Source organism: Pseudomonas sp. R45(2017), from assembly GCF_002112305.1.
GTDB classification, from domain to species: Bacteria; Pseudomonadota; Gammaproteobacteria; order Pseudomonadales; family Pseudomonadaceae; genus Aquipseudomonas; species Aquipseudomonas paraglycinae.
The window spans coordinates 163,269-179,543 of record NZ_NEHH01000005.1 but is presented as its reverse complement, the minus strand read 5'-3'; the positions used below and the strand labels follow the sequence as shown (position 1 = coordinate 179,543).

Annotated in this window: 10 protein-coding genes; 1 reads left to right on the top strand and 9 read right to left on the bottom strand. The window is 62.1% G+C overall.

Annotated features, from left to right (window positions below; all coding sequences use genetic code 11):
- Positions 1 to 4: 4 nt before the first annotated feature.
- The 9 genes from yccS to betI all read right to left on the bottom strand — a co-directional run bounded on the left by yccS (position 5) and on the right by betI (position 13,827).
- The gene (gene yccS / locus CAF74_RS13305; RefSeq protein ID WP_085746654.1) at positions 5 to 2,188 is read right to left on the bottom strand and encodes a YccS family putative transporter; all 2,184 of its coding nucleotides are present in this window, start codon (positions 2,186 to 2,188) and stop codon (positions 5 to 7) included.
- A gap of 265 nt (positions 2,189 to 2,453) precedes the next feature.
- Positions 2,454 to 3,632, bottom strand: coding sequence for an NAD(P)/FAD-dependent oxidoreductase (locus CAF74_RS13300; RefSeq protein ID WP_085646935.1), 1,179 nt, complete (start codon positions 3,630 to 3,632; stop codon positions 2,454 to 2,456).
- Positions 3,633 to 3,780: 148 nt separating this feature from the next.
- Complete coding sequence (dbpA, locus tag CAF74_RS13295; protein WP_007959732.1) at positions 3,781 to 5,166, bottom strand: ATP-dependent RNA helicase DbpA; 1,386 nt, start codon at positions 5,164 to 5,166, stop codon at positions 3,781 to 3,783.
- Between the two features lie 121 nt (positions 5,167 to 5,287).
- The gene (gene mdtD / locus CAF74_RS13290; RefSeq protein ID WP_085746653.1) at positions 5,288 to 6,715 is read right to left on the bottom strand and encodes a multidrug transporter subunit MdtD; all 1,428 of its coding nucleotides are present in this window, start codon (positions 6,713 to 6,715) and stop codon (positions 5,288 to 5,290) included.
- 63 nt (positions 6,716 to 6,778) lie between these two features.
- On the bottom strand, positions 6,779 to 8,116 hold the full coding sequence (locus CAF74_RS13285; RefSeq protein WP_085746652.1) for a TldD/PmbA family protein: 1,338 nt from the start codon (positions 8,114 to 8,116) through the stop codon (positions 6,779 to 6,781).
- On the bottom strand, positions 8,116 to 9,558 hold the full coding sequence (locus tag CAF74_RS13280; protein ID WP_085746651.1) for a TldD/PmbA family protein: 1,443 nt from the start codon (positions 9,556 to 9,558) through the stop codon (positions 8,116 to 8,118). Before CAF74_RS13280 ends, CAF74_RS13285 begins: the two co-directional genes overlap by 1 nt.
- Positions 9,559 to 9,841: 283 nt before the next feature.
- Entirely contained in the window at positions 9,842 to 11,545 is a 1,704-nt protein-coding gene (betA, locus tag CAF74_RS13275; protein WP_085746650.1) for a choline dehydrogenase, read from the bottom strand.
- Between the two features lie 107 nt (positions 11,546 to 11,652).
- A complete protein-coding gene (betB, locus tag CAF74_RS13270; protein WP_085746649.1) occupies positions 11,653 to 13,125 on the bottom strand; it encodes a betaine-aldehyde dehydrogenase in 1,473 nt (490 codons plus the stop codon).
- A 108-nt stretch (positions 13,126 to 13,233) separates the two neighbouring features.
- Positions 13,234 to 13,827 carry a transcriptional regulator BetI gene (betI, locus tag CAF74_RS13265; RefSeq protein ID WP_011336305.1) on the bottom strand — a complete coding sequence of 198 codons (594 nt, stop codon included), beginning with the start codon at positions 13,825 to 13,827 and terminating at the stop codon, positions 13,234 to 13,236.
- 483 nt (positions 13,828 to 14,310) lie between these two features.
- On the opposite strand from betI, the gene CAF74_RS13260 reads away from it, so the two are divergent.
- Positions 14,311 to 16,251: a BCCT family transporter gene (locus tag CAF74_RS13260; RefSeq protein ID WP_223290698.1), complete on the top strand. Its 1,941-nt coding sequence runs from the start codon at positions 14,311 to 14,313 to the stop codon at positions 16,249 to 16,251.
- Positions 16,252 to 16,275 lie beyond the last annotated feature (24 nt).

Sequence of the window (16,275 nt, the reverse complement as noted above, 5' to 3'; positions counted from 1 at the left end):
CGGCTCAGTCTTCGGCTGTGTCTTTGATCAGATGCGCCGCGAGCGTGCGCAACGGCCCGAGTTGACGGCAGATCAACGCCAGTTGCGTCTGCACCAGCCGCTGGCCTTCGTCGATTTCGTCCGGCATCTGCTCAAGCTCGTTGGCCAGCGCTTCTTCCTCATCGCTCTGAATCGCAATCGGCTGTTTGCTCGCCAGCCCCTGGGCGATTTCATCGATGCTCGCCGCCAGACTCACGCCGGCGCCGTCGATCAGGTGTTCGCGCACCTCGGCCGGCAGCTGGGTTTCCCGGTGCGCGCCAAGCCCTGACAGATAGCTGAGCAAGGTGTGCGACAGCACCAGGAAGCGAAAGCCCACGTCGGCTTCCTTCCGGAAATGCCCCGGCTCCATCAGCATGTTCGCCAGCGTCGTGGAGAGTGCCGCGTCGGCGTTGTGCGCGTTGCGCCGGGCCAGGCGATAGGCGAGGTCGTCGCTCTTGCCGGCGGCGTATTGCTGCATGATCTGGCGCAGGTAAATGCTGTTACAGGTGAGGGTGTTGGCCAGCACTTTGTTCAGGCGCCGACCCTGCCAATCCGGCAGGAACAGGAACACCGCGAGCCCGGCGATCAGGCTGCCGAGCAAGGTATCGAACAACCGCGGCACAAACAGCCCGTAGCCGTCACCGACCTGATTGAAGCAGAACAGCACCATGATCGTGATCGCGGCGGTGGCCACGGTGTAGCGGGTGGTGCGGTTGGTAAAAAACACCACGCCGGCGGCGATGGCGAAGCACGACTGCACCAGCGGATTCGGGAACAGATCGAACAGCGCCCAGGCAATCGTCAGGCCGATCGCCGTGCCGAAAATCCGCTGACCGAGTTTGCGCCGGGTGGCGCCGTAGTTCGGCTGGCAGACGAACAGCGTGGTGAGGATGATCCAGTAACCCTGCGACGGGTGAATCAGGTGCACCATGCCGTAGCCGATGCTCAACGCCAGCGGCAAACGCAGGGCGTGACGGAACAGCAGCGAGGTCGGCGTCAGCTGCGTGCGCAGACGAATCCACACGTCCTTGAAGTTGCGCGGCGAGCGGTCGAGCAGGCTGCTGTCGGTGGCATCGGCCAAGGCGTCGGGGTTGCTCGCATCGCTGAGCAAACGGTCGAGGGTGCCGAGGTTGGCCGCCAGTGCCCGCAGTGAACGCAGCAGGCCACGCCAGGCCGGGTTGCTCTGGATGCGCAGGTGTTCGAGGGAGGCGTGCAGGTCGCTAAGGGCTTCGGCGAAACTCGCGTCGTAGGTGAACGGCTGGCGCATCTGGATCGACTCGGCCAGCGCCCGGCAGGCCTTGCCTTGCTGGCGCAGCAGGCGCTGGCAGCGGAATAGCACGTCGCTGTGGAAGAACGCATCGGCCAGGGCGTTGTACGGGTAGTGCGAAGAGCTGGCCCGCTCGTGAATGTCCTGGGCGAGGAAGTACAGCTTCAGGTAACGGCTGACTTTCGAGCCCGGACGACCGTTGCCGACCCGGTGCAGGATGATTTCCTTGGCGCTGTTCAGGGCTGCGACGACCCGGCCATTCTGCTGGGCCAGTTCCAGTCGCCGCGCCTCCACGTCCATCTGACGGATCGGCTCGAACAGCGAGGATTTCAGCTTCAGGTAATAGCCGAGTTCGCGGAACAGCCGCGCCAGACTCTGCTGCACCGGCTGATTGGAAAACATCGCCTGCCACAGCACCGACAGCAGGCCGTACCACGCGGCACCCGCCACCAGCAGCATCGGCTCATGCCAGAAATCCGTGACCGCGCCGCCGCGCTGGTCGACGCCGATCATGGTGTAGACGGAAAGAATCAGGGTCGCCGAAGCAATCGCCCCGTAACGTTCGCCGAGCGCGCCGAGCATGGTCAGGCTGAAACTGGCCAGTGCCAACGCAATCACGAACACGATGGGGTAGGGGAACAGCAATTCCACGGAAAGCGCCGCGACACTGAAACACACCAGCGTCACCGCCAGTGCGTTGAGGCGGCCCTGCCAACTGTCGTCGGTCTCGGCCAGGGCGCTGGCGATAATCCCGAGGAACAGCGGGATCAGCAGCCCCATTTCATCCTGATACCAGCACAGCGCCATGCTGCCGGTCAGGGCGATGAATACCCGCACGCTGTAGCTGAATTTATCCAGCGCCCACAGGCGCCGCAAAGACTGACGAAACGAGGTCGAGGACATGAAGTGCGAAGGCCTTCCGAGGCGATGCCGCTAAATTGAGCCAGTAATGACGCCGACGCAATGGCGCCGATCACATCTGACAGCAAAAAGTGTTCCTTTGGGTTCCTGCGCCGACTTCAAATTTTGAATCTTGCACACAAACCTGTGGGAGCTGGCTTGCCAGCGATGAGGCCAGTACACCCAACATCATTGCTGACTGTCAGGCCGCCATCGCTGGCAAGCCAGCTCCCACAGGGATTGCATTTCAAATCTAAAAAAACCTGGGTCAGACGTACTGCGCGGCAGCGTAACCAGAGGCCCACGCCCACTGGAAGTTGAATCCGCCCAGATGTCCGGTGACGTCGAGCACTTCGCCGACAAAGTAGAGGCCCGGGCTTTTCAGCGATTCCATGGTCTTGGACGACACTTCACGAGTGTCGACGCCACCGAGGGTGACTTCGGCGGTGCGATAGCCCTCGGTGCCGGCCGGGACGACTTTCCAGCTGCCGAGCTTCTCGGCGATGTCCGCCAGTTCTGCGTGGGTGTACTGCTTCATCGGTTTGGAGACGAACCAGTTGTCCGCCAGCAGGTTGGCCATCTTCTTGGTGAAGATCTCGCCGAGCAGGGTTTTCAGTTCGCTGTTCGGGCGCTCGGCGGTCTGCTGTTGCAGCCAGCTTGCGGCGTCATGATCGGGCAGCAGGTTGATTTCGACCGTGTCGCCCGGCTCCCAGAACGAGGAAATCTGCAGAATCGCCGGGCCGCTGAGGCCGCGGTGAGTGAACAGGATGTTCTCGCGAAAACTCTGGTCGTTGCAGCTGACCAGGCAATCCACCGAGGTGCCGGACAGTTCGGTGCACAAGTCCTTGAGCTGATCGGTGATGGTGAACGGCACCAGACCGGCGCGGGTCGGCAGCAGGTCGTGGCCGAATTGCTTGGCGACTTGATAACCGAAACCGGTCGCGCCCAGCGTCGGGATCGACAGCCCGCCGGTGGCGATCACCAGCGACTGGCACTGGATCTGGCCGAGGGTGGTGTCGAGCAGGTAACCGCCCTCGATTTTCTCGATGGTCTGGATCGAGGTGTCGAGGTGCAGGTTGACGCCGACCTGATCGCACTCGTCCAGCAGCATGCCGAGGATGTCGCTGGATTTGTTATCGCAGAACAGTTGGCCGAGTTTTTTCTCGTGGTACGGCACGCCGTGCTTGGCGACCATGCCGATGAAATCCCACTGGGTGTAGCGGGCCAGCGCGGATTTGCAGAAGTGCGCATTCTGCGAGAGGAAATTGCTCGGTTCGGTGTACATGTTGGTGAAGTTGCAGCGCCCACCGCCGGACATCAGGATTTTCTTGCCGGCCTTGTTCGCGTGGTCGAGCAGCATCACCTGACGCCCGCGCCCGGCGGCGGTCAGTGCACACATCAACCCTGCGGCGCCAGCGCCAATGATCACGACTTCGGTAGAGCGCAAAACGGTGTCCTCACACAATCATCACGTAGATCGTTCCCACGCTCTGCGTGGGAATGCCGCCATGGACGCTCTGCGTCCGCTTTTGAATCGTGACGCGGAGCGTCACAGGATGCATTCCCACGCAGAGCGTGGGAACGATCAAGCGTTCTTACAAAACGCGAACGCGCAGCGAACGGCCCTTGATCTTGCCGTTGTTCAAGCGCTGCAGTGCCTGCATGACCACGGTGCGCTCGACGGCCACATACGATTGGAAGTCGAAGATCGCGATCTTGCCGACCTGGGCGCCCGGAATGCCGGCTTCACCGGTCAGTGCGCCCAGAATGTCGCCCGGACGTACCTTGTCCTTGCGCCCGCCAGCGATGCACAGCGTGCTCATCGGCGGTTGCAGCGGGGCACCGCCCTGGGACTTGAGGTTGTCCACCTGATCCCAGTTCAGCGGGGTTTTCTGCAGTTGCTCGATGGCTTGCGCGCGGTGCGCTTCGGACGGCGCAACGAGGCTGACCGCGATGCCTTTCTCGCCGGCACGACCGGTGCGGCCGACGCGGTGAATGTGGATTTCCGAGTCGCGGGCCAGTTCGACGTTGATCACCATGTCCAGTGCATCGATGTCCAGACCACGGGCGGCAACGTCAGTGGCGACCAGTACCGAAGTACTGCGGTTGGCGAACATCGCCAGTACTTGATCGCGGTCGCGCTGTTCCAGGTCGCCGTGCAGGCCGACGGCGGAAATGCCTTTGGAGGTCAGGTGGTCGACGGTTTCCTGCACCTGCTGCTTGGTGAAGCAGAACGCCACAGTGGAGGCCGGCCGGAAGTGGTGCAAAACCTTGGTCACCGCACTCATGCGCTCTTCCGGGGAAATCTCGTAGAAGCGCTGCTCGATCTGGGTGTCGTCGTGGAACGCTTCGGCTTTCACCGTTTGCGGATCGCGCATGAACTTCGACGCCAGTTGCTTGATGCCCACCGGGTAGGTGGCCGAGAACAGCAGGGTCTGACGACGGGCCGGGGTCTGTTCGATGATGTCTTCGATGGCGTCGTAGAAACCCATGTCGAGCATGCGGTCGGCTTCGTCGAGGATCAGCGTGTTGAGGCCGTCGAGAACCAGCGAACCCTTGCGCAGGTGCTGCTGGATGCGGCCCGGGGTGCCGACGATGATGTGCGCGCCGTGCTCCAGCGAGCCGATCTGCGGGCCGAAGGACACGCCGCCGCACAGGGTCAGGACCTTGATGTTGTCTTCGGCACGGGCCAGACGACGGATTTCCTTGGCGACCTGGTCGGCCAGCTCACGGGTCGGGCAAATCACCAGCGCCTGGCAACCGAAGTAGCGCGGATTGATCGGGTTCAGCAGGCCGATGCCGAACGCGGCGGTCTTGCCGCTGCCGGTCTTGGCCTGGGCGATCAGGTCCATCCCCTTGAGGATCACCGGCAAGCTTTGCGCCTGGATCGGCGTCATCTGGGCATAACCGAGGGAGTCGAGGTTAGCCAGCATGGCGGCGGACAGCGGCAAAGTATTAAAAGCGGTGGCGATGGTGGTCACGGGACTGGCCTGCAAAACAAAATGTCGCGCAGTGTAGCAGCCTCTGGCCACTTTCCTCGAAAGTTCTGGACGAACGCAAAGCCTGTGACGAGGGCCGGTAACCTCGCCACGCAGACCCCGGTCAATGCTCGATGTGTTCTTCCCGGCGCTTGGCGCGCCGTCCGTCCTCTTTCGAGAGCTGCGAGAAAATCGTCGCCGCCAGCATCGCCATGATCCCGACGGTCACGAACGTGAGCTGGAAAGCGCCCAACACGGTCTCGACGCCATCGTTGCCGATCTCCGCCGTAAAGCCGCCGAGCAGCGCACCGGCACACGCCACGCCAAGGCTCAGCGACAACTGCGCCACCACCGACAGCAGGCTGTTGCCGCTGCTGGCGCTGGCGTCGTCGAGGTCGATCAGGGTCACGGTGTTCATCGCGGTGAATTGCAGCGAGTTGATCGCCCCGAGAACCGCCAGCAGGCATAGCAGCAGCCAGTACGGCGTCTGCTCGCTGACCAGGCCCATGCTCGCCAGCATGATCCCTAGAAACAGGGTGTTGCCGGTCAGCACGATGCGATAGCCCAGACGCTCGATCAGTGGCCGCGCGCCCCACTTGGCGACCATCGCGGCTGCGGCCAGCGGCAGCATGCTCATCCCGGCCTGGGACGGCGAATACCCCAGCGCCACTTGCAGCAGCAGCGGCACCAGAAACGGCAGGGCGCCGCTGCCCAGACGGGCGAACAGGTTGCCGAGAATGCCGACCGCGAAGGTGCGGGTCTTGAACAGCGACGGCGCGAACAGCGGGTTTTCAATGTGCCCGGCGCGCAGCCAGTACGCCGCCAGACACGCCATGCCGCCGAACAGCAACAGCATCACCCGCAGGTGCGGCAGGTGCAGTTCGCCGAGGCCTTCCATGGCGATAGTGATCAGCACCATCGCCGCGCCGAACAGCAGGAAACCCAGGCTATCGAAGCGCGTGCGCTCGGTGCCGCGCAGGTCGGGGATGAATTTCCACACCGCGTAGCAACCGATGACGCCGACCGGCAGGTTGATCAGGAAGATCCAGTGCCACGTCAGGTATTCCACCATCCAGCCGCCCATGGTCGGGCCGATCAGCGGGCCGAGCAGGCCGGGAATGGTGATGAAACCCATGATCCGCACCAGTTCCGAGCGCGGGTAGGCGCGCAGCACCACCAAACGCCCGACCGGCAGCATCAGCGCACCGCCGAGGCCCTGGATCACGCGCGCGCCGATCAGCATGCTCAGGCTGCTCGACAAGGCACAGAGCAGCGAGCCAAGGCTGAACAGCAGGATCGCACCGAAGAAGATTTTCTTGGTGCCGAAGCGGTCGGCGATCCAGCCCGAGGCGGGAATCAGCAGGGCCACGGTGAGCATGTAGGCGATGATCACGCCCTGCATGCGCAGCGGGTCTTCGGCCAGATCCCTGGCCATGGCCGGCAGGGCGGTGTTGAGGATGGTCCCGTCGAGGGACTGCATGAAGAAAGCGATGGCGACGACCCACGGCAACCAGCGGGCGGTGACGGCATCGAGAGGCGGGCGGTTGGGCATGGAACCTCTTGTGGGTTGATTGATCGTTCCCACGCAGAGCGTGGGAACGATCAGGTCCGGGATTTACAGGGTCAGGGTCAATCGGCTCACCAGCGCCCCCGGCAGCAGCGCCGACGAGGTATTGCGCTGGCTGTAGGTGCTCGCCGACAGCAGCAACTCGCGCTCGGCAGTCAACGCTTCCAGCTGCGAACCCAGCAGGCTGTAGGCGCTGTCGTCGAAACGCATGGTGCTGACCGGCGCCTGAATCTCGCCATTCTCGACCCAGAAGGTGGCAAACCGGGTCATGCCGGTCAGTCGCGCCGCCGGTTGATCGGAGAAGTTCAGGTACCACAGATTGCTGATGTACAACCCGGTGCCCAACTGCTTGAGGATCTCGGCCTGCGGCAGATCACCGGCGCCCATGTTCAGCGCGCTCGGCGATTCGCCACCGCCGGCGCCGTTGGCCGTCAGACCGTACTCGGCGGCACTGCGCGAACCCACCAACTGATCACCCGCTTTGCCTTCGATGATCAACCGCAGATCGCTGCGCGGGTAACCTTCGCCGGAGAACGCCGGACTCAGCGAGTCGCTGACTTTCTCGTCGAGGGACACCAGCGGACTGAATGCCTGATCGCCGGCATACAGCTTCTGCAGCGGGCTGCTTTTGCTGGCAATCGACTGCGCCGAGAAACCGCCCCAGCACAGCATGCCCATGATTTCTTCCAGGGCTGCGGGCGCCAGATAGGCGCGGTATTGGCCGGGCGGCAAGGTGCGCAGCGGTCGACCGAGAAACTCGAGTTGTTCGCGGGCCTGCTGGATGCGTTTGGCGAAGTCTTCGCTGTTCCAGTCATGCCCGGCGTAGCTGGCCTTCACCGCTTCGCCGTTCTCGTGGAACAGGCTGAAGTCGAAGTTGAAGCTGTTGGCCTGATGCCAGCCGAACGCACCGGAAGAACTGGCAAAACCACGGCTGATCGGGCCGGCAGCGTAGAAGCCGACCAGATCCAGTCCTTCGGCCGCCTGGGCGATTTCAGCGACAACCTGCTCGGTGTCCGGCAGCGGATGCTCCTGCACATTCTTGCTTTGCCAGCCGTTGTGGTTGAGCAACAGGTACGGATCCTGCGGCAGCAGCGGCAGGGTTTTGCGCAGTTGCTGCAAGCCTTCGGCGAGGCGTTGCAGGTCGGTGGCCTGCTCACCGGACAAGGTGATGTGCAGGTCCGCATGGCGACCATCGTCGATCAGTTTCAGACCGATACCGGCTTGCTGCACCTGCCCGGCCTGACGCACCTTGGCGTGGTTGAAACGGACGAAGGCCGACGATTCGGCGTCGTAACTCAGGGTGAACTGTTCCGGCTCGCGCACGGCATCGTGCAGCCAGTTGACCAGCAGCTTGAACGCCTCGGACTGGCTCTTGGAAATACTCATCAGGCGTCTCCCCCAAACACATCAACATTGCTGAACACGCAGGCCGGTGAAGCGTGGCCGACGCGGATCACCTGGTTCGGTTCGCCCTTGCCGCAGTTCGGCGTGCCCAGCACCTGAGTGGTGCCGGCGTTGCCGACGGCGCGCAGACTCTTCCAGAAGTGCGCGGAAATGCCCCGGTAGTTCGGGTTTTTCACCACGCCCTTGAGTTCGCCGTTTTCGATCAACTGGCCCCATTCGCAGCCGAACTGGAATTTGTTGCGGGCATCGTCGATCGACCATGAGCGGTTGGTGCTCATCAGAATGCCGTTTTCGATGCCGCCGATCAGTTGCTCCAGCGGCTGGTCGCCCGGCTCGATGTTGAGGTTGGCCATGCGATCGATCGGTGGGCGGTTCCAGCCACAGGCGCGGCTGTTGGCGACGCCGTCCAGCCCCGCGCGGAACTGCGACAGTGCGCCGCCCAACGTACGGACCAGCAGGCCTTCGTGAATCAAAAATTGCTTGCTGGCCTTGGAACCGTCGTCATCGTGACCGTAACTCGCCAGTTCTTCGGGAATGCCCGGATCGAACGTCACGTTGAGCAGTTTCGAACCGTATTGCAGGCTGCCGAAATCCGAGGCTTTGACGAAACTGGTGCCGGCGTAATTGCGCTCGTCGCCGAGGATCCGGTCGAGCTCCAGCGGGTGACCGATGGACTCGTGGATCTGCAACATCATCTGGTCGGGCATCAGCAGCAAATCACGCGGGCCTTGCGGGGTGTTCGGTGCGAGCAGCAGTTGCAGCGCCTGATCGGCGACTTGCGGGCCAGCACCGATCAAACCGCAGCGGCTGATCACGTCGGCGCCGCCCTGCTGGCCGAAGTTCTCGCGGCCGAGGCTGCGGGTCTGGCTGTCGTTGCCGTCGTAGGCGGTGACGTCCAGGCCCGGATAGACGAAGCGCTGGGCTTGGCGCAATTCGGCGCCGGCGCTGCTCAAATAGATCTGTTCGACGTGGGTGATGCCGATGCTCACTTCCCAGTTCACCAGGCGCTCATCCTTTGGCACCGAGGCGGATTCCGCGCCGAGCAGCTCGAAGCATTCGCTCAGGGACGGAAAGGGTTGTTCCAGATTGGGTGAAAAGTAATCGGCGCGGTCGCTGGACACCGGCTGCTGGCTCAGGTCGAGCAGGGCGTGGGGCTTGATCCGCCGGGCCTGCTGCTCGGCGCGCTCGAGGGCGGCTTGCAGGCCTTGTTGCGACAGGTCATTGGTCGCGGCGTAGGCTTCGACGCCGTTGACCCGGACGGTGAGCATCGCGCCTTCGTCGCGGCTCAGGCTCGGCGGCTCGGCGACATTCTTGCGCACCGACAGGTACTGGCCGGACTCGCGCACATACCGCAAGGAAAAAAACTCGGCGCCCGTGCGCAAGGCAGCGAAGCGCTGCTTGAGCTGGGGGTGGAAATCGAACATCAGGGAAACCTCCTTGTTATGGGAGAAACGGCGAAGCGGATTCGGCGGGGAGGGGGTGAAACGATTGGGCGAGGACTAGAGTAGGCCTGCGAGGGGGTAGGATCAAGTGAAGAGGGGGTGTCGGAGGATTTACTGTGAAGCAGGAGAATTTGCGGTGAATTGCATGGCCTCATCGCGGGCAAGCCCGCTCCCACAGGTTTTTTGGTGGTCACAGAATCTGTGAACGACGCAAAACCTGTGGGAGCTGGCTTGCCAGCGATTAGCCGTGACGCGGTATTACGGTTTACTGAGCAACAGCACTCACATCACGCAGTGCCTTGCCTTTCACCGGCGCATCGCCAGCGACGTAGTAAGGTGCGTTGCTGCGCGGCAATGGCTGGCGGCCACGGATCTTGTCGGCGATTTTCTCGGCGATCATGATCGTCGGCGCGTTCAGGTTGCCGGTGGTGATGATCGGCATGATCGAAGCATCGACCACACGCAGACCCTGCATGCCATGCACGCGGCCTTCGCCGTCCACTACTGCCATTTCGTCGGTGCCCATCTTGCACGAGCAGGACGGGTGGAACGCGGTTTCGGCGTGCTCGCGAATGAACTTGTCCAGCTGCTCATCGGTTTGCACTTCGATGCCCGGGCTGATTTCACGGCCACGGAAGGCGTCCAGTGCAGGCTGTTGCATGATTTCACGGGTCAGGCGGATGCCGTCGCGGAATTCCTGCCAGTCCTGCTCGGTGGCCATGTAGTTGAACAGGATGCTCGGGTGCTGGCGCGGATCCTTGGATTTGACCTGGATGCGACCGCGGCTCGGCGAACGCATGGAACCCATGTGCGCCTGGAAGCCGTGCTCTTTCACACCGTTGCTGCCGTTGTAGTTAATCGCGACCGGCAGGAAGTGGTACTGAATGTTCGGCCATTCGAACTCTTCGCGAGTACGGATGAAACCGCCGGCTTCGAACTGGTTGCTGGCGCCGATGCCGGTGCCGTTGAACAGCCACTCGGCACCGATGGCCGGCTGGTTGTACCAGAGCAGCGACGGGTACAGCGAGACCGGTTGGGTGCAAGCGTATTGCAGGTACAGCTCGAGGTGATCCTGCAGGTTTTCACCGACGCCCGGCAGATCGTGAACGACCGGGATGTCGAGGCTTTCCAGCAGTTTTGCCGGGCCGACGCCGGAGCGTTGCAGCAGTTGCGGCGAAGCGATCGCGCCGGAGCAGACGATGACTTCTTTACGGGCGCGGGCTTCAACGCGTTCTTCAGCGGCGCCGACCAGGTAACGCACGCCAACGGCACGCTTGCCTTCGAACAGAACCTTGTCGGTCAGGGCGTGGGTGACGATGGTCAGGGTCGAACGCTTCTTGGCCACGTCCAGGTAACCACGGGCGGTGGAAGCACGACGGCCGTTCGGCGTCACGGTGCGGTCCATCGGGCCGAAGCCTTCCTGCTGGTAGCCGTTCAGGTCTTCGGTGCGCGGGTAACCGGCTTGCACGCCAGCTTCAACCATGGCGTGGAACAGCGGGTTGTTGCCCGCTTTCGGCGTGGTCACGCTGACCGGTCCGTCGCCACCGTGGTAGTCGTTCGGGCCGATGTCGCGGGTTTCCGCTTTACGGAAATACGGCAGGCAATCGAGATAGGACCAGTCTTCCAGGCCTGGCAGTTTCGCCCAGCCGTCGTAGTCCATTGCGTTGCCGCGGATGTAGCACATGCCGTTGATCAGCGAGGAACCGCCGAGGCCTTTGCCGCGACCGCATTCCATCCGGCGACCGTCCATGTGTGGCTCAGGATCGGTTTCGTACGCCCAGTTGTAGCGACGGCCTTGCAGCGGGAATGCCAGGGCTGCCGGCATCTGCGTGCGGAAATCGAGACGGTAGTCCGGGCCACCGGCTTCGAGCAGCAGGACGGTGACGCCTTCGTCTTCAGTCAGACGGGTCGCCAGGGTGTTACCGGCAGAGCCGGCACCGACGATGATGTAATCGAATTCTTGGGACATTGAATGCACCCTCTTTGAAGTTGGTCAGGTCAGACAGCCAGCGCTTCCCTTGTGGGAGCGGGCTTGCCCGCGAAGGCGGCTTCGCGGGCAGCACACGATGGCGGGTCTTAGAACACCGAGACGTAATCGCCCAGCTCGACCTGTACCGATTTGATGCGAGTGAAGTTGTTCAGCGAGCTGATGCCGTTCTCACGGCCGACGCCCGACTGCTTGTAACCGCCAACCGGCATTTTTGCGTCGGACTCGCCCCAGGCGTTGATCCAGCAGATACCGGCTTCCAGTTGATGAATCACGCGGTGGGCGCGGTTCAGGTCGCGGGTGACGATACCGGCGGCCAGGCCGAAGTCGGTGTCGTTGGCGCGACGGATCACTTCTTCTTCGGTTTCGTAGGTCAGGATCGCCATTACCGGGCCGAAGATTTCTTCACGGACGATGGTCATGTCGTCGGTGCAGTCGGTGAACACGGTCGGAGCCACGAACGCGCCCTTGGCGAATTCGCCGTCGGTCAAACGTTCGCCACCGCACAGAACGCGGGCGCCTTCTTCTTTACCTTTGGCGATGTAGCCCAGCACGCTTTCCATGTGCGGGAAGCTGACCAGCGGGCCGAAGTTGGTGTTTTCGTCTTCCGGGTTGCCAACGCGGATGCGCGCAACGCGCTCGACGATCTTGGCTTCGAAAGCGGCTTTCAGGTGGCTCGGCACGAACACGCGAGTGCCGTTGGTGCAGACCTGACCGGAGCTGTAGAAGTTGGCCATCATGGCGGTGTCGGCGGCGCGATCCAGGTCGGCGTCGTCGCAGATGATCAGCGGGGACTTGCCGCCCAGTTCCATGGTCACGTCTTTGAGCGACGAAGCCGAAGCGCTGGCCATGACTTTCTTGCCGGTGTCGGTGCCGCCGGTGAAGGAGATCTTCTCGATGCGCGGGTGCTCGGTCAGCCAGGTGCCGACTTCACGGCCGCTGCCGGTCAGCACGTTGAACACGCCGTTCGGAACGCCGGCTTCGGTGTAGATTTCGGCCAGTTTCAGGGTGGTCAGCGAGGTGACTTCGCTTGGCTTGAAGATCATCGCGTTACCGGCCGCCAGGGCTGGAGCGGATTTCCACAGAGCGATCTGAATCGGGTAGTTCCACGCGCCGATACCGGCGACAACGCCCAGCGGCTCGCGACGGGTGTAGACGAAGGAAGTGTCACGCAGCGGGATCTGCTCGCCTTCGATGGCGGGCACCAGGCCTGCGTAGTATTCCAGCACGTCGGCGCCAGTGACGATGTCGACGTACTTGGTTTCGGAGAAGGCTTTACCGGTGTCCAGGGTTTCCAGGGCAGCCAGTTCATCGTTGCGCTCGCGCAGGATGTCGACGGCACGACGCAGGATGCGCGAACGCTCCATGGCGGTCATCGCGGCCCAGATTTTCTGGCCCTTTTCGGCGCTGACCACAGCACGCTCGACGTCTTCCTTGGTCGCACGTTGCACTTGTGCGAGGACTTCACCGTTAGCCGGGTTGATGGCTTCGAAGGTGGCATCGCTGCCGGCGTCGGAGTACGCGCCATCGATGTAGAGTTTTTGCAGTTCGAAACGGGCCATAGTGTCCTCGCAAGTGCATTAGTGGTTGGCGTTGGTCACCGGGTGAGCCATATAGCTGTGGCATCACTGGTCGGTGACAGTTCAGGGGCCGAGCGTTTTCTCTGTGCTCTAGCTCACCTGCTTGGCCAATTGGAAATCCATGTATTCGTAAGCGATCTGTTGCGCCTGCGCAGTGTCGAAAGCGTCTCCCGACAGCGCGCCGCGCAACCACAAACCGTCGATCAGAGCTGCCAGTCCACGGGCGGCGGTGCGCGCATCTTCGAGCGGCAACACACGGCGGAACTCGCAGCACAGGTTGGAATACAGACGGTGATCGTTGATCCGCTGCAACCTGTGCAAAGACGGCTGGTGCATGCTGGTGGCCCAGAAGGCCAGCCAGGTTTTCATTGCCGGGCCATTGACTTGGCTGGCGTCGAAGTTGCCTTCGATGATCACCTGCAGATGCGCCCGGGGGCTGCTGTCTGCCAGCGCCTGACGGCGCGCGGTGACGTTCTCGCTGAGGACGCTCATCAGATACCGCATCGTGGCGGCAATCAGGCCGTTCTTGTCCTGAAAATAGTGACTGATGATGCCATTCGAGACACCGGCCAAACGGGCGATCAGCGCAATGCTGGCGTCCCCCATTCCGACCTGATCAACCGCCTGCAAAGTGGCTTCGATCAGTTGTTGGCGGCGGATGGGTTGCATACCGACCTTGGGCATCTTGCACATCTCCTTAGGCCTTCCGACGGGCGAATGACGCCTATCGGATTGAGGGCCAGTCTATTTTGTTTTGATTGAACGTTCAATCAACAAAGAATAAGATCTGCGACAAATCGTCGCTGCCTACAGATTTTTCCTACGTGTAAGTGGCGATAAGACCGACATCCGAAAAGGCTCGAAACCTGCGCGGGGCAAGGCGCGGTTCGACGTTCGATGGACGTGTTGAATGGGCAAGACGCTCAAGGCCAGGTTTCGGATGAACGTCCATGCCTCGGCCACGACGGCGATTCGCGATGCCATCTCTGCAGGTTCGGGCTTTTTTCGGGGTGTCTTTATATCACCCGCCGGTCGGCTGCCAACTAACCGATTGGTCGGGTTCCGTGTTGCCTTGTGTTCTTCTCTCGCACTGCCTGGAGCATTTGTGCCATGAGTTCTGCCTCGCTTATAAAGACCCCGCCCGAGAAGGTGACGGTCAACGGTTGGGTGTTCTACACCTCTACCGCGCTGATTCTGTTGTTGACCGCCATTCTGATCATCGCCCCGCAAGAGGCCGGCAGAATGCTGGGAGTGGCTCAGGCCTGGTTGTCCCGCAGCTTCGGCTGGTACTACATGGTGGTGATCGCCGCTTACCTGGTTTTCGTGGTCGGCCTGGCGTTTTCCTCCTACGGCAAACTCAAACTGGGTAGCAAAGACGACACCCCGGATTTCAGCTACGGTGCCTGGGCGGGGATGCTGTTCTCGTCGGGTATCGGTATTTCGCTGCTGTACTTCGGCGCCTCCGAGCCGCTGGATCACTACTTCAATCCGCCGGAAGGTGCGTCCGCGACCAACATGGCGGCACGTCAGGCCGTTCAGCTGACTTTCCTGCACTGGGGCCTGCACGGCTGGGCGATCTATGCGCTGGTCGGTCTGGCCGTGGCTTATTTCGCTTATCGTCATAACCAGCCGCTGGCCCTGCGTTCGGCGCTGTACCCGCTGGTGGGCGAGCGTTGGGTCAAAGGCGCTGCCGGTCATGCGGTGGACGGTTTCGGCATGTTCGTGACCCTGCTGGGTCTGGTGACCAACCTGGGGATCGGCTCGCTGCAAGTGTCCTCGGGCCTGGAAAACCTGTTCGGCATGGAACACAGCAACACCAACCTGCTGATCGTGATCATCGTGATGAGCACCGTGGCGACCATCGCTGCCGTGTCCGGTGTGGAAAACGGCATCCGTCGTCTGTCCAACCTGAACATCATCCTGTTCAGTGGCCTGCTGATTTTCGTCCTGCTGTTCGGCCCGACCCTGCACTTGCTCAACGGCTTCGTGCAGAACATCGGCGACTACCTCAACGGCGTGGTGCTGAAGACTTTCGACCTGTACGTCTATGAAGGCGACAGCGAGAAATCCGACCGCTGGCTGGGCCTGTGGACTCTGTTCTACTGGGCGTGGTGGATTTCCTGGGCCCCATTCGTCGGCATGTTCATCGCGCGTATTTCCCGTGGTCGTACCGTGCGTGAGCTGGTGGCTGGTGTGCTGCTGATTCCGCTGGGTTTCACCCTGGCGTGGCTGTCGATCTTCGGTAACTCGGCGCTGGATCTGGTGATGAACCAGGGTGCGGTGGAACTCGGCAAGACGGCGCTGGAACAGCCGTCGATGGCGATCTATCAGTTGCTTGAACACTACCCGGCGTCGAAAGTCGTCATCGGCGTGTCGATCTTTGTTGGTTTCGTGCTGTTCCTGACCCCGGCCGACTCCGGCGCGGTGATGATGGCGAACCTGTCCTGCAAGGGCGGCAACGTCGACGAAGACGCCCCGCACTGGCTGCGGATCTTCTGGTCGGTCGTGATCACGCTGGTGACCATCGGCCTGCTGTTCGCCGGTAACTTCGAAGCCATGCAGACAATGGTGGTGCTGGCCGGTCTGCCGTTCTCGGTGGTCCTGGTGTGCTTCATGTTCGGCCTGCACAAGGCGATGCGCCAGGACATGCAGATCGAACAGGAGCAGGCGCAACTGGCTGAACGCGGTCGTCGTGGTTTCAGCGAGCGCCTGACCCAGCTGGATCTGCAACCGAGCCAGTCGGTGGTTCAGCGCTTCATGGACAAACACGTCAGCCCGGCGCTGGAAGATGCCGCTGCGCAGATGCGTGCACAGGGTCTGGAAGTGCAGACGCTGCTGGGCAAATCCAAGCGCTGCATGGGCGTGCGGGTCGAGATGGAAGAGGGCAACCCTTTTGTCTACGAAGTGAGCCTGGACGGCTACCTGGCGACCCCGAGCGAGTCGGTCCAGTCCGATGAAGCGCGCCAGCGTTTCTACCGCGCCGAGGTGTACCTGCACAACGGCAGCCAGGACTACGACCTGATGGGCTTCACACAGGATCAGATCACACGCGATGTGCTCGATCAGTTTGAAAGCCATCGGCAGCTCCTTGGCCGGGTGTATAGCTAAAGTCAAAAGCTCCCTCACCCCCGC